The organism is Aeromonas sp. V90_14, from assembly GCF_029967615.1.
Taxonomy (GTDB): domain Bacteria; phylum Pseudomonadota; class Gammaproteobacteria; order Enterobacterales; family Aeromonadaceae; genus Aeromonas; species Aeromonas hydrophila.
Window position 1 is genome coordinate 62,789 of the sequence record NZ_JASCAS010000001.1, and the last position, 16,852, is coordinate 79,640.

16 protein-coding genes are annotated in these 16,852 nt (G+C 57.6%); 9 read left to right on the top strand and 7 right to left on the bottom strand.

What is annotated here, in order from left to right; genetic code table 11:
• The first annotated feature begins 3 nt into the window (after positions 1-3).
• Positions 4-750 (top strand): transporter substrate-binding domain-containing protein, encoded by a 747-nt coding sequence (locus QLG02_RS00270; protein WP_017410863.1) that lies wholly within the window; start codon positions 4-6, stop codon positions 748-750.
• A 101-nt stretch (positions 751-851) separates the two neighbouring features.
• The gene (locus QLG02_RS00275) at positions 852-1,598 is read left to right on the top strand and encodes a transporter substrate-binding domain-containing protein (protein ID WP_282464202.1); all 747 of its coding nucleotides are present in this window, start codon (positions 852-854) and stop codon (positions 1,596-1,598) included.
• 62 nt (positions 1,599-1,660) lie between these two features.
• Here QLG02_RS00275 and QLG02_RS00280 read toward each other — a convergent pair whose 3' ends face one another.
• Both QLG02_RS00280 and QLG02_RS00285 read right to left on the bottom strand, forming a co-directional pair.
• Positions 1,661-2,674: a sensor domain-containing diguanylate cyclase gene (locus tag QLG02_RS00280; RefSeq protein ID WP_282464203.1), complete on the bottom strand. Its 1,014-nt coding sequence runs from the start codon at positions 2,672-2,674 to the stop codon at positions 1,661-1,663.
• Positions 2,675-3,347: 673 nt separating this feature from the next.
• Positions 3,348-3,656: a hypothetical protein gene (locus QLG02_RS00285; RefSeq protein WP_076361387.1), complete on the bottom strand. Its 309-nt coding sequence runs from the start codon at positions 3,654-3,656 to the stop codon at positions 3,348-3,350.
• 841 nt (positions 3,657-4,497) lie between these two features.
• Here QLG02_RS00285 and QLG02_RS00290 point away from each other — a divergent pair.
• The 3 genes from QLG02_RS00290 (at position 4,498) to QLG02_RS00300 (ending at position 7,278) form a co-directional block, all read left to right on the top strand.
• Positions 4,498-5,853, top strand: a complete 1,356-nt coding sequence (locus tag QLG02_RS00290) for an anti-phage deoxyguanosine triphosphatase (protein WP_282464204.1) — start codon at positions 4,498-4,500, stop codon at positions 5,851-5,853.
• Between the two features lie 188 nt (positions 5,854-6,041).
• Positions 6,042-6,491, top strand: a complete 450-nt coding sequence (locus tag QLG02_RS00295) for a hypothetical protein (RefSeq protein WP_282464205.1) — start codon at positions 6,042-6,044, stop codon at positions 6,489-6,491.
• A complete protein-coding gene (locus QLG02_RS00300) occupies positions 6,475-7,278 on the top strand; it encodes a hypothetical protein (RefSeq protein WP_282464206.1) in 804 nt (267 codons plus the stop codon). Before QLG02_RS00295 ends, QLG02_RS00300 begins: the two co-directional genes overlap by 17 nt.
• Positions 7,279-7,851: 573 nt before the next feature.
• Here the strand turns inward: QLG02_RS00300 and cysS are convergent.
• Positions 7,852-9,228, bottom strand: coding sequence for a cysteine--tRNA ligase (cysS, locus tag QLG02_RS00305; protein ID WP_201974769.1), 1,377 nt, complete (start codon positions 9,226-9,228; stop codon positions 7,852-7,854).
• Positions 9,229-9,418: 190 nt separating this feature from the next.
• Between cysS and QLG02_RS00310 the strand changes: the two genes are divergently transcribed.
• From QLG02_RS00310 to lpxH, 3 genes are read left to right on the top strand one after another with little or no spacing between them, the layout of a single operon-like run.
• On the top strand, positions 9,419-9,916 hold the full coding sequence (locus QLG02_RS00310; RefSeq protein WP_005302674.1) for a peptidylprolyl isomerase: 498 nt from the start codon (positions 9,419-9,421) through the stop codon (positions 9,914-9,916).
• Positions 9,906-10,625 carry a DUF4269 domain-containing protein gene (locus tag QLG02_RS00315; RefSeq protein WP_282464207.1) on the top strand — a complete coding sequence of 240 codons (720 nt, stop codon included), beginning with the start codon at positions 9,906-9,908 and terminating at the stop codon, positions 10,623-10,625. Before QLG02_RS00310 ends, QLG02_RS00315 begins: the two co-directional genes overlap by 11 nt.
• A complete protein-coding gene (gene lpxH / locus QLG02_RS00320) occupies positions 10,622-11,347 on the top strand; it encodes a UDP-2,3-diacylglucosamine diphosphatase (protein ID WP_282464208.1) in 726 nt (241 codons plus the stop codon). The genes QLG02_RS00315 and lpxH overlap by 4 nt, the downstream gene beginning before the upstream one ends.
• Positions 11,348-11,426: 79 nt before the next feature.
• On the opposite strand, the gene nrfD is transcribed toward lpxH, so the two are convergent.
• The 4 genes from nrfD to QLG02_RS00340 all read right to left on the bottom strand — a co-directional run bounded on the left by nrfD (position 11,427) and on the right by QLG02_RS00340 (position 14,484).
• A complete protein-coding gene (gene nrfD, locus QLG02_RS00325) occupies positions 11,427-12,380 on the bottom strand; it encodes a cytochrome c nitrite reductase subunit NrfD (protein WP_282464209.1) in 954 nt (317 codons plus the stop codon).
• Between the two features lie 48 nt (positions 12,381-12,428).
• Positions 12,429-13,097 carry a 4Fe-4S dicluster domain-containing protein gene (locus tag QLG02_RS00330; protein ID WP_017782363.1) on the bottom strand — a complete coding sequence of 223 codons (669 nt, stop codon included), beginning with the start codon at positions 13,095-13,097 and terminating at the stop codon, positions 12,429-12,431.
• Positions 13,094-13,723, bottom strand: a complete 630-nt coding sequence (nrfB, locus tag QLG02_RS00335) for a cytochrome c nitrite reductase pentaheme subunit (protein WP_282464210.1) — start codon at positions 13,721-13,723, stop codon at positions 13,094-13,096. Before nrfB ends, QLG02_RS00330 begins: the two co-directional genes overlap by 4 nt.
• 149 nt (positions 13,724-13,872) lie before the next feature.
• Positions 13,873-14,484 carry a c-type cytochrome gene (locus QLG02_RS00340; protein ID WP_021469996.1) on the bottom strand — a complete coding sequence of 204 codons (612 nt, stop codon included), beginning with the start codon at positions 14,482-14,484 and terminating at the stop codon, positions 13,873-13,875.
• A gap of 247 nt (positions 14,485-14,731) precedes the next feature.
• On the opposite strand from QLG02_RS00340, the gene QLG02_RS00345 reads away from it, so the two are divergent.
• Positions 14,732-16,846 (top strand): OmcA/MtrC family decaheme c-type cytochrome, encoded by a 2,115-nt coding sequence (locus QLG02_RS00345; RefSeq protein WP_282464211.1) that lies wholly within the window; start codon positions 14,732-14,734, stop codon positions 16,844-16,846.
• The last annotated feature ends 6 nt before the right edge of the window (positions 16,847-16,852 follow it).

Below are 16,852 nucleotides of genomic sequence, written 5' to 3' on the forward strand. Positions count from 1 at the left end.
CCCATGAGGATAAGGTTTTGCGGTTGCCTGCTGCTGTTGTCATGCCTTGGCACGGCGCAGGCCGAGCTCGGCAAGCTGGAGTACCTGACCGAGGAGTATCCCCCCTACAACTTTGCCGACCAGGCCGGTCAGCCCAGCGGGCTGGCGGTAGAGCTGCTGCAACTGATCTGGCAGCGTACCCAGACCCCCGCCCAGCCCATTCGCATCCTGCCCTGGGCGCGGGGTTACTACCTGCTGACCCAGAAACCCAACGTGGTGCTCTTCTCCACCGCCCGCACCGACACCCGCGATCCCCTGTTCAAGTGGGTGTGCCCCATCGGTTACTCCGAGTACGTGCTGCTGGCCCACAAGCGCCGCCCCCTCACCCTCAGCGCCGTCGAGCAGATCAACGACTACCGCATCAGCGCCGTGCGCGCCGATGCCTCCGAACAGCTGCTGCTCAACCGCGGCATGGACGAGAGTCGCATCATTTCCGCCAACCGGCTGAGCCAGGCGCTGAAGATGCTGGTGTCGGGCCGCGCCGATCTGCTGGCCACCGGCAAGCTGGCTGGCTATGACGCCATCAAGGCGCTGCAGCTCGATGCCAATGACTTCACGGTGGCCTTCGTGCTGGATGCCGAGGAGCTCTGCTACGCCTTCAGTCGCCAGGTGGATGACGGCGTCATCAAGCAGTTCCAGCGTGCCCTCACCCAGGCGCTCGCTTCTTCGGAATATCAAGGACTGCGGCTCAAATACCTGCCCGCCCCCTGAGCAAGACCCTATACCTCTCGCCGCCAGTGCGCGGCGAGTGGCGATTTGGCGGGCTTTGATAACACTTGAGAGTGACGCAACACCCCACCAGGATGGCCAAAATGAAAAAATGGACCGGATTCGCCGCACTCGTGTTTGCCACCCTGGCCCAGGCCAGTCCCGAGCTTGGCAAGCTGCACTACCTCACCGAAGAGTACAAACCCTACAACTTCTCCAACGAATCCGGCGCCCCCACCGGGCTCGCCGTCGAGCTGCTGCAGCAGGTCTGGCAGAAGACCAACACCCCGCAGCAACCCATCACCATCATGCCCTGGGCGCGGGGTTATTACTTGCTGACCCAGAAACCCAACGTAGTGCTCTTCTCCACCGCCCGCACCGAGGCGCGGGATCCGCTGTTCAAGTGGGCCTGCCCCATCGGCTATGCCGAAATCGTGCTGATGGGGCTGGCCAAGAGCCCGGTCAACATCGCCAAGCTGGAAGATGCCGAAAAGTACAACATAGGGGCGGTGCGGGCCGACGTGGGGGAGCAGCTGCTGCTCAACAACGGCTTTGACGAACAGAAGATCATGACTGCCAATCGCCTGCCCCAGGCGCTCAAGATGCTCACCTCGGGCCGGGTCGATCTCATCTCCACCAACAAGACCACCATGCTGGATCTGATCGCCTCCCAGCAGCTGGATCCCGCCCAGTTCAAGGTGTTCTGGATGCTGAGCTCGGAGCAGTTCTGCTTCGCCTTCAGCCACCCGGTGAGCGACGAGCTGGTCAAGGAGTTCCAGAGCGGCCTGACCCAGGTGCTGGCCAGCAGCGAGTTCCAGCAGATCCAGGCCAAGTACTTCCCCGCCCGCTGAGGGGCGGCATGAAAAAGGGGCCCGCCGGGGCCCCTTTTGTTTGCCTGTTTTCGCCTGCGCAGTCAGCTCGGCCGACGGCGCTGGCGCTTGACCTCGTACATGCAGGCATCGGCCAGCCTCAGCGCCTCATCCACCGTGCTGCTGGCCGGATCGATGGCCACCACCCCCACGCTGGCGCCGGGATAGTGCAGCAGGCCGGCGGGCACCTCGAGCTGCACCAGGCTCGCCTCGAACAGGCGGCGCTGAAAGCCCTGCACCGCCGCCTCCCGCGTCTCTTCGCCGCACTGCGGCCCCATCCCCACCGCCACGAACTCGTCGCCCCCCACCCGCGCCAGCAGATCGCTGCCGCGCAGCACGGTTGACAGCGCCGCGGCGACCCGTTGCAGCAACAGGTCGCCGGTGTCGTGGCCGTGGGTATCGTTGATGGCCTTGAAGCCGTCGAGATCGATGAAGCCGAGCAGCAGCGGATGCTCGACCCGCTCCGCCAGTGAAAACAGCCGGTTGAGCTCGTGCATCAGCGCCCGCCGGTTGGGCAGCCCGGTCAGCGGGTCGCTCAGCGCCTGGCGCGACAGCTCGTGGTTGGCCTGCTGCAACTGCTGCAGCAGCTGTTCGCGCTCTACCTGCTCGGCGATAAGCCGGGCAAAGAAGGCGATCAGGTGATCCGATCCCGCCGTCAGCGGCTTGTGTTTGGCACTGGCGGCGCACAGGGTGCCATAGAGGGAGCCCGAAGGGGTGCGTACCGGGCAGCTCAGGTAGGTGCGAATGCCGAGCGCCTGCGCCGCCTGGGAATCTCCCCAGCAGCTCGCCACATCGTCGGTGTAGAAACGCCCCTCGTCGAGGGCCCGTCGGCAGAGGGTATCGCCCCAGGCCACCGAGGCCCCTTCGGGGATCTGCAGGTCGGCGGCGTTGCGGGCAAAGCGGATATGTTGGGTGTCGTGACCAAGGTCGATTTCGGTCAGATAGGTGGATTCAAGCCCGGTGACCGTTTCGAGCATCTCCAGCAGCGGGCGGGTCAGGCTCTCCAGATCCCGCGCCCCGGTCACTTGCAGCGACAACGCCTGCAATATTCTGTCCATGCACACCTCCCTGCTTGCATGTCTATTGCTGAAACGATAGCCAACCTCGGGGGCCCTTCACAAGCCGCGCCCGCCCGCCGTGGCACAAATTTTGCGGTTTTGGCGTCCTTTGTCGTCGAACGACCCTCGATTGTCCGGCAACGCGCTCCGTTTGCAGCCAACACGAAGTCGGCCAGACCTGAGCCATGGTGAGCGCCCCTATTGAGGGCAGCGGCACCTGTCGTGCGGCATTATTGGATGCGGCGGCTTGGCTGTGAATGCCGTCGAGGGCTGGGGGCCCCTGGCGCTCATTGCCTTTGTCGGTGGCGCGGTCCCGCTCTGCCCCTCACTCTGTCCGGTGCTCTGCTTATTTTGCTTATCAGCCAGACGCGGCGCTCATCTTCCATCACACCCCGGCCGCAGGTCAACCGCCGGTTGCCACTTTGCAGCAAAGGAGAAAAACCATTTAATTCTGATAGTTGCATCACTAATTTCATGGATTTGGATGGCCCCGCCGAGGCGGGTTCCGTAAGATGACCATCGGCCCCTGTTGGCCCCGAGTATTCATGGATGGTCAAGGGCGCAAGGTGGCGGCGACAGTCAGGGGCGGCAGCGTATTTGGCAGATAGCGCGCGGACTGTGAGCCCGCCGCCCTGTTTGGCCCAACACCCAATACGACTCGGCACTATCCGGGTTATTTGACCCTCATCAGGCGATGGCGGATATCACCCAGCTCGACCTGGATCACCTGGGAACGCTGCATGGCATCGACTCGCTGCAGCATGTCGGCGCTGTACTGCTTGCGCCGCATCCACTGCATGGGCTCCTCGAAGCTGCCTTCGTTGACGATAAAGGTATCCGTGTAGGTGTCGTTCACTATGCTGACCACCCAGATGCGCTGCTGAAACTCCGAGAGTTCGGCAAAGAGCGCGGCGCCACGAGTTGCCAGCCAGCGCCCTGCCCGAGTGATCCTGTTTTTACTGCCAACGAGCCGGTTTGCCATAACTGATAAGGGTTGGATAAAGGACGGTTGGGCATCCTAGCATTCCAGAGGATGGGGCACCAAGCAGCGGGAGTGCACCTCTCCCACCACGAGATGAGGCGCAGGGTGCAATAAGCCTGTAGGGTCGATTAGCGAAGCGTAATCGTCCGCGGTAACCATCCCCTCTCCCCTTGCGGGAGAGAGGTAGGGTGCCAATAAGCGAAGCGCATTGCACCGGGGTAAATGATCTCCTCGCCCCTTGGGGGAGAGGGCTTGGGATCAATGGGTGGGGTCGATTAGCGGAGCGTAATCGTCTGCGGTAACCGTCCCCTCTCCCCCTGTGGGAGAGGGTTAGGGTTAGGGTGAGGGGTTGGGTAACGTCTCTGCCCTGCAACAAGGTATTGGCATGGCTTCGCCATGCAGGACACGAGGACTCCGTCCTCGACGGGGTTTCGCCGCCGCTGCGCGGCTTGGCGAGTGACTTTTCTTTGCGTGGCCAAAGAAAAGTCACCAAAAGAAAGGCCACCCCCGCTTGTTCGCCCTCCTGCGTCGGGTTTCCTCGGTTCAGGCAAAAGGTCTGGCGGAACGACGCAGACGGTACATCCTTGTACGCCTGCGTCTGCGCCGTCGTCCATGACGGCGCTCCTGACCCTGTACCCTCACCTCGGCGAACAACAGGGGGCACAACCTAACCCGTAATCTCGAGGACTGTTAATAACATCCTGTATATTAGGGGAGTTAAAGAGAATAAAGGTAAACATTTAACGCAGACAACAAATTATTTCTCGATATATTCGATTACTTTTTACCAATCGTAATCTGACCAATCAGTTGGTATTATAGATAAATTTAGAGGTTATTCATGACAAGTATCATTCACAACGAACCAGAATATTGGATTGGACGAAAAAGGCAAGATGACGAGGGATATCCATCAAAAAGATTCAACTCTGACAATAGTGACTCTCAATATCAAAGAGATAGAGCCAGAATTATACATTCTGCAGCATTCAGACGATTGCAAGCAAAGACTCAGATCCTTGGTATTGGGGAGAGTGATTTTTACAGAACTAGATTAACCCATTCACTAGAAGTTGCTCAAATAGGATCTGGGATCAGTGAATTCCTTCATGAGAAATATGATTCCAATGAAGATATAAAGAGATGGCTGCCATCACTTAGCTTAATAGAAACTATTGGATTAAGTCATGATTTAGGGCACCCTCCCTTCGGCCACGGTGGCGAAGTTGCATTAAATTATGCAATGATAAATAAAGGAGGCTTTGAGGGTAATGGGCAGACATTAAGAATCATAACAAAACTGGGGGAATATTCACCACTCAATGGGATGGATCTGACAAGGAGAAGTATTCTAGGTATATTAAAGTATCCTTCACCATATAGTAAAATGCATAATTATAAAAAGTCTCCATCTAACGTACAGATTCCACCTGTGAACTTAGATAACTACCACCCACCAAAATGTTATCTAGACGATGAAATTAATGATATTGATTGGGTGTTGCACTCAATCCCACCAAATGACATACAAATTTTCACCGAAATTCAGCATAACGAAAATAAGCATCACAAGACAAAATATAAATCATTTGATACCAGTATAATGGAATTAGCCGACGATATATCATATGGCGTTCATGACCTGGAAGATGGAATTACTCTAGGGTTAATAACTAAAGACATGTGGGTTAATCAGGTTGTATCCGAAATAGAAGGTTTCAAAGAAAACAAAATAATAGATGAGCTCAACTTTTATACAGAAAAATTATTTTCAAGCTCAAATAAAGATAGAAAACACGCGATAAGCAAACTGATTGGTTATTTTATCTCATCTATATCAGTAAAGAAGAAAAACTTATTTGAAACAGAACTTCTAGATTTAGGTGTAACACTCCCAGATGACAGCCAAAAGATTCTAGAGTCACTAAAGTCATTAGTTATGAGCAGAGTAATAAAAACCCCCGAAGTACAAGTGTTAGAATACAAAGGACAACAAATTGTTCTCAGACTTTTTGAAGTGCTTAGTTCCAATCCAGAAAGACTTCTACCTAGAAGTACATTTGACAAGTATATAATCGCTAAAAATAAAGAACGTGTGATTTGCGATTATATTTCAGGCATGACTGATAATTATGCCACAAAACTATATCATAAATTATTTACACCTAGTAACGGTTCTATTTTTGATAAACTTTAAATAACACAGCATTATTAATACCCATGAATTACTGCTATTGGTATTAGCACAGCCAATAGCAGTAAATAACACTATTTACAATGCTGTAGTTTATTTTTATGCATTCAGACAAATATATCTAATACTTAATATAAAAGCACACCATTACATTAATAGACTAACTTTCAATAAACACCCCACATAATATCATGAACAATATACTTAAAATTCTTACAAAAGACATGGACTGGGAAATAAAAGAGCAATGCGAAAGAAGATACCAAACATTGTTAAGCCAATTCAATTATTTAATTGCGACCCAAAATGAACACCTTATGTATTCCTTTAACAAAGGATGGTTTCCTGAAAAGTACCATATTTTGCTTTCATTAAACTCTTTTTTCCAAAGTGTTATTGGCCCATTAACTAGTTCTGCGCAGGGGATTTCCAACTTGGGCCTAGGAAGCAAAATTACAATAGCATATGGTAAAACTATAAAGTTCAACTCTAACCGGAATCTAATCATAAATGAAATGGCTACAGACTTTCATCACATCATAAATAAATTAGGCTTCAATTATTTTTTGTTAAATAAAAATAAAGCAAGTGATATTGTTTTTAGCGTCGCGAAGGACTTGAGAGATGAAGAACTCAACTAATGATTGGCTTACAACTACAGAGAAAATCATTACTGACTTTTCAAAAAAACACACGACAACATACAATAAAAAGAAAAGAGAGATTTCTGCATCATTCGAAATAGGTTGTTTCCACGCGTTACTACGCTTCTATGAGTCTCAAGGCTTTTCCCTTCACATAGAGAATTTGGTTAACAATGAATATAGATATCTTACTACTCCAAATGGAAACCCAAGTAACTTTTCTTACATCTCAGCCAGAGGTACAGATGGGGATTATGAAATACGACAACAAGTAAGAATCAAGTCTCATTTAGACAGTGATATTGCATTTTCACCAGACATTGTCGTTCTCAATAAAAACACTTTAATATCCAAATCAAAAGATATTGATTATGCTTCAGGTAAAAGACCTTTTTACTCTGTATGCAGCGAAGATGTTATAGCGGCTCATGAATGTAAGTCTATGATACCATTTCCAGAACTTCTTGTTTCATTCATTGGTATGTTCATAATTGCCCATCAATGGGCTAGCCATTTAAATGACGGAGAATCACCACTACATCATGATGGAGTTCATTTAGCACCAACAATGTTTGTTGGCGGTGCAGCCAGTGCATTACACCTAAGAATGATAACGTCCCTACAAAATGTCTATCCAATAAATATTATTGTTGGCTTACATCAAGGAACATGGGACTTAACAGGAAACCATAAAAAGATAAATAAATTGCTGTTCAATAAAAAAACAAACACTCCGATTATAGAGGAAATGCTCACTTTAGATTTAGATGATATTCCATTTTAGGTCGTTCCTTGGCACTGCTCTCCCCCTACGGCGTAATAAACAGTCGACCAGAAAGATAAAGCCACGGGCGGGCACAGTATTTGGTTCCCCCTGCAAACCGCCGAGTCGAGTTCAACTGGTCAGGAGCGCCATCATGGATGATGGCGCAGCCGCAGCCGGCACAGGGATGTGCCGTCTGCGGCGCTCCGTCCGACCCGTTGGATGAGAGGAGGGAACCCGCGAAGCGGGCGGTTTGCCGAGGGGAAGACTTTTGGTGTTATTTGCCAAAGAGAGCGGGTCTTTCAAAAGTCACTCGCCAAGCCGCGCAGCGGCGGCGAAACCCCTTCGAGAGCAGAGCCCTCGCCTCTTTTAGGCTGAAAGCCAAACCCTCGGCTTGCCCGCCAGACAGGCGAGCCAAAGAGGTTAGCCCCCTCACCCTAACCCTCTCCCGCAAGGGGAGAGAGGATCAGAGCGCAAGCCACCGAGGCTTAAGAGGTGTCGAGGGAAAATGCACAAACAAAAACCGCAGCCCTTGGGCTGCGGTTTTTTTATTGGCTCAACCTGTTGGCCTAGGCGCCAACAAGGCCACCGGCCTTAGGCACGGCGCCAGCTGGTCTTGCCGGCGCTGTCTTCCAGCACGATGCCCATCTCGGTGAGACGGGCTCTAGCGGCATCGGCCGCGGCCCAGTTCTTGTCGGCACGGGCCTGATTGCGCTGGGCGATCAGTTGCTCGATTTCGGCAACCTCTTCATCTGCTTCATCACCCTTGAGGAAAGCGTCCGGATCCTGCTGCAGGATGCCGAGCACGGCGCCCAGCTCGCGCAGGCGGGCGCCCAACGCGGCAGCAACGGCCATGTCTTCACCCTTCTGGCGGTTGATCTCGCGCACCAGGTCAAACAGGGCTGAGTAGGCTTCCGGGGTGTTGAAGTCGTCGTCCATCGCCTCCTTGAAGCGGGCCACCTGCTCGTCGCCACCGGCAGCGGCGGCCGCCGGCAGATCGCGCAGGGCGGTATACATCCGCTCCAGCGCGGCGCGGGCCTGCTTCAGGTTGTCTTCCGAATAGTTGAGCTGGCTGCGGTAGTGGCCAGACATCAGGAAGTAACGGACGGTTTCGGCGTCGTAGTGGGCCAAGACGTCACGGATGGTGAAGAAGTTGCCAAGGGACTTGGACATCTTCTCTTTGTCCACCATCACCATGCCGCTGTGCATCCAGGTGTTGACGTAGTCGCCACCGTGGGCGCAGCAGGACTGGGCTATCTCGTTCTCGTGGTGCGGGAACTGCAGATCGGAGCCGCCGCCGTGGATGTCGAAGTGGTTGCCAAGGTGCTTGGAGTTCATGGCGGAGCACTCGATGTGCCAGCCAGGACGGCCCGGGCCCCAGGGGCTGTCCCAGGTCGGCTCACCCGGCTTGGACATCTTCCACAGCACGAAGTCGAGCGGGTTGCGCTTGGCATCCACCACATCAACGCGAGCGCCGGCCTGCAGTTGCTCCAGATCCTGGCCGGAGAGCTTGCCGTAGTCGGCGTAGGAGTCGACGATGAACATCACATCGCCGTTGTCGGCCACGTAGGCGTGCTCTTTATCCAGCAGGGATTGCACCAGCTCGATGATCTCGCCGATGTGCTGGGTGGCACGCGGCTCGACGTCCGGGCGCACCATGCCGAGGGCATCGAAGTCGGCGTGCATGTCGCCGATCAGGCGCTCGGTCAGATCGTCACAGGTGACGCCGGTTTCGGCGGCGCGCTTGATGATCTTGTCGTCCACGTCGGTGACGTTGCGCACGTAGTTGAGCTGATAGCCGCTGTAGCGCAGGTAACGGGCGACGACGTCGAAGGCGACGAAGGTGCGGCCGTGGCCGATATGACAGTGATCGTAGATAGTGACGCCACACACATACATGCCCACCTTGCCCGGGTGGATAGGTTTGAATTCTTCTTTTTGACGAGTGAGTGTGTTGTATATCTTCAGCATCTTATGACCACTGCCTGTGAGTAAAATGGCCTGCCATTCTACCCGCATCGCGCGTAGAAAACGAGGCAGAAAACGTGCCGGATCAGGCGCACCATCTATGCCGCAGGGCCCTGATGGGCTAGAATTGCCACCACTTTATGCCATACACCTGCGGGCACCTCGTCGCCCGCACCAAATGAAAGGACATATCATGGTCACTCTGCACACCAATCACGGCGACATCACCCTCACCCTGAACGCTGAAAAAGCCCCGGAAACCGTGGCCAACTTCCTGCAATACTGCCGTGACGGTCACTACGACAACACCATCTTCCACCGCGTCATCGACGGCTTCATGATCCAGGGCGGCGGCTATGCCCCTGGCTTCGAAGAGAAAGACACCCGCGCCCCCATCAAGAACGAAGCGGCCAACGGCCTGTCCAACAAGGTCGGCACCATCGCCATGGCCCGCACCATGGAGCCGCACTCTGCCAGCGCCCAGTTCTTCATCAACGTGAACAACAACGACTTCCTCGACTTCAAATCCGCCACCACCCAGGGCTTCGGCTACTGCGTGTTCGGTGAAGTGACCGCCGGCATGGACGTGGTCAACAAGATCAAGGGCGTCAAGACCGGCAACTACGGCCGCATCCACCAGGACGTGCCGACCGAAGACGTGGTGATCACCAAGGTGACCCTTGCCGAGTGATCTCTGCCTTCTGCGAGATGAACTGACTGCGGCCCCGGCCGCAGTTTTTCCATCTGCGAAGGCCGGCCCCATCGACTGGCGCCGTCTCGATTACCTGGCCCACGGCAACCCGCGCCAACGCTCGGCCCATGCCCTGCTCACGGCCGGGGTGCGGAATGCGCTGGCAGCGCAGTGCAGCGATCTGGCGCTGGTGAGCACGGTCGCCATCGGGCTCGACCGCCCCGGCAGCGATCTCGACATCGTCTGCCAGCATCCGGAGCCGGCCACGTTTGCCGCGGCGCTGGCAAGCCAAGGCTGGCGGGTTGCGCAAAAGGGCGCTGACATCTGGCTCGCCGAGCAGACCCTCACCGGCGCCGATGCCCACCCTTGGCCCCTTGAGCTCTACCTCACCCCAGAACCCCTCGAGCGCCTCAACGGCTGGCGCCACCTCAGCCTGATGGCTGCGCTGCTTGAGCAGTTCGGCGCGGCGTTTTATCACCAAGTGCTGCGCCTGCGCCTTGATGAAGGGCTCAAAGGGGAAGCGGCCATCTGCCACTTGCTGGGCCTTGCCGGCGACCCGTATGCCGCGCTGCTCACCCTGGAGGGCGGCGAGCTTGCCTCACTGGCGTGGCAGCCGAGGGCGACGGGCACCCACTTCACTGCTAACTCCAATACCAATACCAGTTCCACTTCCAGCCACCTCGACAGGGCCCAGCGCACTTTCTCATGAGCACCCTTTTTATCAGCGACATTCACCTGTGTGCCCAGCGGCCCGACATGACCGCCGCCCTGGTGCGCTTTCTGGCGCACGACGCCCCCGGTGCCGATGCCCTCTACGTGTTGGGCGATCTGTTTGAATTCTGGATTGGCGACGACGATCCCAATCCCCTCCACGGCGAGGTGGCCGACGCCTTTGCGGCCCTGAGCCAGCAGGGGGTGCCGCTCTACTTCATTCACGGCAACCGCGACTTCTTGCTGGGCCAGACCTTTGCCAAGCGCGCCGGCATGACCCTGCTGGGGGATCCCTGCGTCATCGAGCTCTACGGCGAGCGGGTGGTGCTGAGCCACGGCGATCTGCTCTGCACCCTGGATGAGGGCTACCAGAAGTTTCGCCGCATCACCCAGCTCAAGTGGCTGCGCTGGCTGTTCCTGCGCCTGCCGCTCGCGCGCCGCCAGGCCATCGCCCACAAGATGCGTGGCCAGAGCCAGATGGAAAATGCCCACAAGAGCCAGACCATCATGGACGTGACCCCGGCGGCGGTGGACGAGATGCTGCGCCAGCACGACTGCCGGATGATGATCCACGGCCACACCCACAGGCCCGCCATCCACGACTTCAACCTCGACGGCGCGCCTGCTCGGCGCATAGTGCTGGGGGACTGGTTCGAGCAGGGCTCGGTGCTGATCTGCCGCCCCGGCGAGCAGCGCCTCGAGCAACGCGCGCTGATCTGAATTAGCCGGCTGGCTGGCGGCAATAAAAAAGGCGGGAAGATCCCGCCTTTTGTTTGCCTGCGATCTACCTCTATAACGGCTACATCACCGTCATCTGCCCCGCGTAGAGGATGAAGTAGCGCAGCAGCAATATCCCCACCAGGCTCAGGCTGCAGATAAGCGCCAGCCGGGCCGGTTGATGAGCCTTGGCCGGACTGCCCACCAGCCCCAGCAGCTGGGGCAGCAGGATCCCCAGCCCGATGACCCCGAACCAGAACACCTGGGACCAGAAGCCGCCGCCAATGGCCGCCCACATCGCCGCTTCCCGCTGGCCGCCACCAAAATAGAGGCCGGTGAAGAAGCAGAGCAGCAGGAACAGCTCGATGGCGACGATGGGCCGCTCGAAGCGGTGCACGAAGCTCACCCCACGGCTGTGGCCATTCTCCCGAAACAGGGTGACTGCCAGCAGGATAGTGGAAGCCACCCCCGAGCTGATGCCGGAGACCAGAAACAGCGCCGGCAGGATCGGGTTGTTGAGCATGGGGTAGGTCTTGAGGGCTGAAAGCAAAAAGCCGGTGTAGGCACCCAGCAGCACGGCCAGCAGCAACAACAGCGGCGCCAGCAGCCGCTCGATACGGGCGAGCCAGCCTATCAGGCCATCCACAAAGGCGAGCTTGTCGGCCAGCAGCCGTCGGCGCAGGGCCTCGATCTCGGCTCTGAACACCACCGCCAGCCAGGCGAACAGCACCGCCATGTAGATCTGGAACAGCATGACCCCCATCGACATCACGGAGTCGAACTGGTAGTGGAACATCAGCTTCCAGAAGGTCCAGGGGCGGGCCAGGTGGAAGATGAGGATGAGCAGCCCCAGGATCACCGAGACCGGCGCCAGAATGGCAGTCGCCTTGATGATGCCGCTCTCGCTGCCGGCTCCCTGTCGGCGCAGCAGCACCGAGAGGGTGGCCGAGCCTGCCGAGATGCCGAGCAGGAACAGGTAGATGGCGATGGGGCCATCCCACACCAGCGAGTCGAAGTGAAACGCATCATGCCACATGGTGCCTCCCTCCTGTCAGCCGGTCTGCGTCATACGGATGAGATGGGATCATGACTTCACCTCCCCTTTCGGCACCCGGTACATCTTGGGCGAAGTACCGAGGAACTGCTTGTAGCGATAGGTGGTCTCCTGCACCAGCCGCCGGCTGATGGGGCTGTTGGGATCGTCCAGATTGCCGAACACCAGCGCCTTGGTCGGGCAGGCTTCGACACAGGCCGGCTGCTTGCCCGCCGCCAGATTGGTCTTGCGGCAGAAGTCGCACTTGTCGGCAACCCGGGTGACCGGGTTGATGAAGCGCACCTGATAGGGGCAGGCGGCCAGGCAATAGCGACAGCCGACGCAGAGGTCGGGGTTGATGTCGACGATGCCATCCTCCGCCCGGATGTGAGAGGCGCCGGTCGGGCAGACGTGCACGCAGGGGGCGTTGTCGCAGTGCTGGCAGGATTTGCGAAAGAAGCGGTACTCCTGCGCCGGATACTCCCCCACCGGGCCGCTGCGCAGGATCTGCAGGCGGGCCACTCCTGCCGGCACCTGATTCACCTCGCGGCAGGCGTCCATGCAGGCGGTGCAGCCGATGCAGGCCGTCTCGTCGTGGATCATGCCGTAGCGCACGCCCTTGATGGTCATGCTGTTGGCCAGGGCGCGCGGGGCCCCCGTCAGCAGGATCAGGGCGCCGGCGCTCATGCCCACCATGAAGTCGCGGCGGGTCGTGTTCATGAGCCCTCCTTGACGGCGCCGCCCAGATCGGCCTCGTGCTGCTTGCGGTGACAGTCGACGCACAGCTTGATGCGCGACTTCTCGGGGATCCCCACCATGGGCTCCTTGGCCGGGTGCAGCTGGTGACAGCTGGTGCAGCTGATCCGGGTGGCATGCACGTCGTGGGCCCACAGGGCCTTGCGCAAATCGTCCGGCTCATGGCAGCTCATGCAGACGCCGTTCTGCTGGCTCAGCGGGAAGGCGTCATTGCCAAAGCGCATCACATCGACCATGCCGCCGCGCTGTTTACGGTGATCGGCCGACGCATTGCCGTGGCAGTTGGTGCAGGTGACCTGCTCCCCCGTGTTGGGGTTGGTGACCTGACCATGCTTGCCGTGCATCCCCTCCTCCCCGTCGTGGCACTTCTCGCACTTGGCGAAACGGGCCGCGGCCTTCTTGGCGGCGGCTTTCTTCTTTTCCGCCTTGGCCTGCCGTTCAGCCAGGGTGGGTTGCTCTGCCTGCTCGGCACTGGATGTGGCACTCGGCGCCGCTGGCGTGACATCGGCTGCCTGCGCGCTGGCCAGCGCCAGCTGACCCGCCCCCAGGGCGAAGGAGGCGAGCAGCAGCCACTTGATGATCTTTTTCATAGGAAACTCCGAAACGGTGGCACCCGAAGGGTGCCGTCTGCCCGCCTGGCAACCAAAAGGAGCTGGTGACAGCTCCTTTGACGGTCATGAACACGAGACCACACCCCGTCAGAAGCGGGGTGGCTGCGTCAACGGGAGGGGCAGCGACGTTACTGCTGACTTGCGTAGTACTCGGCCAGCGCCTTGAGGTCGGCATCGCTCATGGCGATGATGGCCTTGTTCATCTTCTCGTCGTTGCTGCGCTTGCCGGCCTTGAACTCCTGCAGGGAGGTCAGCAGGTAGCCCTTGGGCTGACCGGCGAGGATGGAGGCCTCGTCTTCGGCCACCGAGCCGCCTTCGGAGTGGCACTTCTTGCAGCCGGAATCGTCGTGCAGTTTCTGACCCGCCTTGGCCAGCGCCGCATCGAACGGCTGCTTCATCGGCTTGTAGGGCAGCTCGGCATAGTGCGCCGCCAACTCGTCGATCTGCTCGTCGCTAAGGCCCTTAACAATGTCGGTCATGTTCCCCTTCTTGCTGGTATCACCGGTGACATGATTAACGGTCTTGGCCGGCCGGCCGTCCAGGTAGGTGCGCATCTGCTCGGCAAGATTTGATTCTGCCAGCCCTGCAATAGTCGGAATATCGTTCTGGGTACTGATCCCCTGATTTCCATGACATGAGTTACATGTATCCACCAATGAGTCCAGGCTGGCATGTGCAGTGCCAATAGAGCCCAAAAGCAACGACAGTCCCAGTATTTCCAGCTTCACACTGCGTTTCATTTCTTATCCCTCTTCCAGAAAAGGTCTATAAACCCCAGTAAAAACAGACATTTTTATACTCAAGGTTGATTTTCGATCCGTTTTTGAGACTTAGATCAACGCCATCTAATATATAAACCTTACAATTAAGATGGAAATGATTTATACCGTATTTAGTCCTCTTTTGACCCTTAAGTGGTATCTTTTTGGGAATTTTTTGAGCTGGCTCATATATGGAACAATAAGTCCGATAAAAAAGGATAAAACAATGAAATACTGGAAAGTATTGGTGGCTGCAGCAATGGTGTTCACCCTCTCCTCCTGTGGGGGCGGCGGTGATGGCAATGACCAGACGGAGCCACCTCCCCCTCCTCCGGGAACCCCAGATTCACTGGTGATCTCGGCCTCCACCCCACAACTTGGCGAGAGCGGTCAGCTCTCGGTGCAATTCAAGGTAACCGACAAGCAAGGCAAGGGTTATGAGCTGGGAACCACCCTTCCCTCCTTCACCCTGGCCAAGGTGATCCCCGGCCGCGACGCCAAACGGGAAGACCCTGTCATCTGGAAGAGCTTCATCTACAGCACCAAGAACAACCGGCCCACCGGCGAGAACGGCGGCAAGCTGGAAGCCCTTGGCAATGGCCAGTACCGCTATACCTTCTCCTTCAATGCCACCACGGTGCGCGACCCTTATCCGAGCGATTCGCAGGACAACAACGGCTTGATCCGCTGGGATGAGGCAGCGACCCACCGCCTCGGCATCTACTTTGGCGGCAGCAACGGCATTCCGGTCACCGACTACGTGCTGGACTGGGTACCGGCCGGCACGCCGCCACTGCTGACCCGCGACATCCTGGAGCAGCAGAGCTGCGACAGCTGCCACATGAAGCAGCCGATCCACCACAGCAACCGGGCCGATCCCAAGCTCTGCGTCACCTGCCACAACGAGAGCGTGCCCGGCAGCGGACGGGGCGATCTGACCACCCTGGTGCACAAGCTGCACGGCAACCTGGATGCCACCGCCACCAAGCTGGTGAGCCACTTCCCGCAGGATCCGCGCAACTGCGACACCTGCCACAAGGGCGTCACCCCGACCACCCCGGATGCCAACAACTGGCAACACGCCCAGGAGAAACCCTGCGGTGCCTGCCACGCGGACTCCACCACGGCGACCGGCTACGTCAGCCACATCAACGGCAAGATCAACAGCGGCACCCTCTGTACCCAGTGCCACGCCGAGACCCCCGGCAACACCAAGTCTCCCAGCAGCGTGCACATGGGCTACCTCGCCAACGAGGCAGCCGGTCGCGACAAGCTGGTGTTCAAGTTTGACGACGTGCGCTACGCCGCGCCCAACATCGAGGTCGAGCTGACCGTGACCGCCAACGGCACGCCGGTCGAGACCATGGACGGGGTGCTCAAGTACATCAAGTACGGCGATCTGGCCAAGGCTCCCTACGTGCTGGTCAACTGGGATCAGGGCAGCGGCTTCGAGCTGGGCTACACCAACCCGCAGACCTTCGTCGCCGGCAACAAGATCGACTTCACCAAGTGTGAAAGCCAGGGCGGCGGCAGCTTCCTGTGTCGCAAAGAGGTGGGTAACGAGGTGACCGGCACCCTGGCGGCCACGGTCGCCGAGCTGCAGGTGTGCGTGGCCCGCAAGGCGGATCGCAACGGTGCCTTCGCCGCCGGGGATCTGCTCCCCTGCAGCAGCACCGCCAGCGCCCTCTCCTACGTGGCCATCAACCCGGTCAAGGCCTACTTCCGGGTCGAAGGCGGGGTCGACGGCAGCTATGTGCTCAAGGCAGGCGCGGATCTGGCCTCCTGCAACGGCTGTCACAAGGATCTGGCTGTCCACACCGAGGGCAACGCGGGCTCGGCCCACGCCTCCAAGGACTTCGCCCAGTGCACCAGCTGTCACAACGCCACCCGCACCTCCTTCTATGCGGGTGTGCCGGGGGATCTGAAGTACCACGTGCACTCCTTCCACGCCTTCGGCTCCCATCGCAGCGGTGATGCCACCTTCCCGGGCAAGCTGAACAACTGCGAGTCCTGCCACACCAAGGGTCAGTACAACCTGCCCAACCAGCAGAACGAACGACCCTCGCTGGTGGCGACCACGGCGGACAACAAGCAGCCCAAGTTCTTCAGTCCGACCCTGGTGGTCTGCGCCAGCTGCCACCTCAAGTCACCACTGGGACTGGTCAAGCCGGACAACCCGGTCGCCGGGGATGAGTGGGCCACCCACATGAAGAACAACGGCGCCATCTTTGGTGCAGAGACGATAGAGGCCGCCACCGGAGTTGAACAGTGCGCGTCCTGCCATGCCGTCGGGCAGGAGCAGGGCGTCGACAAGGTTCACAAGGTGTATGACTTCCGTTGAGACCAC

What these genes read in the sequence shown, in the direction of transcription:
- nrfD (WP_282464209.1), bottom strand. Translation starts at nt 12,380, where the DNA reads ATGTGGCATGATGCGTTTCACTTCGACTCGCTGGTGTGGGATGGCCCC.
- QLG02_RS00300 (WP_282464206.1), top strand. Translation starts at nt 6,475, where the DNA reads ATGAAGAACTCAACTAATGATTGGCTTACAACTACAGAGAAAATCATT.
- QLG02_RS00340 (WP_021469996.1), bottom strand. Translation starts at nt 14,484, where the DNA reads ATGAAACGCAGTGTGAAGCTGGAAATACTGGGACTGTCGTTGCTTTTG.
- cysS (WP_201974769.1), bottom strand. Translation starts at nt 9,228, where the DNA reads ATGCTGAAGATATACAACACACTCACTCGTCAAAAAGAAGAATTCAAA.
- QLG02_RS00310 (WP_005302674.1), top strand. Translation starts at nt 9,419, where the DNA reads ATGGTCACTCTGCACACCAATCACGGCGACATCACCCTCACCCTGAAC.
- lpxH (WP_282464208.1), top strand. Translation starts at nt 10,622, where the DNA reads ATGAGCACCCTTTTTATCAGCGACATTCACCTGTGTGCCCAGCGGCCC.
- QLG02_RS00290 (WP_282464204.1), top strand. Translation starts at nt 4,498, where the DNA reads ATGACAAGTATCATTCACAACGAACCAGAATATTGGATTGGACGAAAA.
- QLG02_RS00275 (WP_282464202.1), top strand. Translation starts at nt 852, where the DNA reads ATGAAAAAATGGACCGGATTCGCCGCACTCGTGTTTGCCACCCTGGCC.
- QLG02_RS00345 (WP_282464211.1), top strand. Translation starts at nt 14,732, where the DNA reads ATGAAATACTGGAAAGTATTGGTGGCTGCAGCAATGGTGTTCACCCTC.
- nrfB (WP_282464210.1), bottom strand. Translation starts at nt 13,723, where the DNA reads ATGAAAAAGATCATCAAGTGGCTGCTGCTCGCCTCCTTCGCCCTGGGG.
- QLG02_RS00330 (WP_017782363.1), bottom strand. Translation starts at nt 13,097, where the DNA reads ATGAACACGACCCGCCGCGACTTCATGGTGGGCATGAGCGCCGGCGCC.
- QLG02_RS00285 (WP_076361387.1), bottom strand. Translation starts at nt 3,656, where the DNA reads ATGGCAAACCGGCTCGTTGGCAGTAAAAACAGGATCACTCGGGCAGGG.
- QLG02_RS00270 (WP_017410863.1), top strand. Translation starts at nt 4, where the DNA reads ATGAGGATAAGGTTTTGCGGTTGCCTGCTGCTGTTGTCATGCCTTGGC.
- QLG02_RS00280 (WP_282464203.1), bottom strand. Translation starts at nt 2,674, where the DNA reads ATGGACAGAATATTGCAGGCGTTGTCGCTGCAAGTGACCGGGGCGCGG.
- QLG02_RS00295 (WP_282464205.1), top strand. Translation starts at nt 6,042, where the DNA reads ATGAACAATATACTTAAAATTCTTACAAAAGACATGGACTGGGAAATA.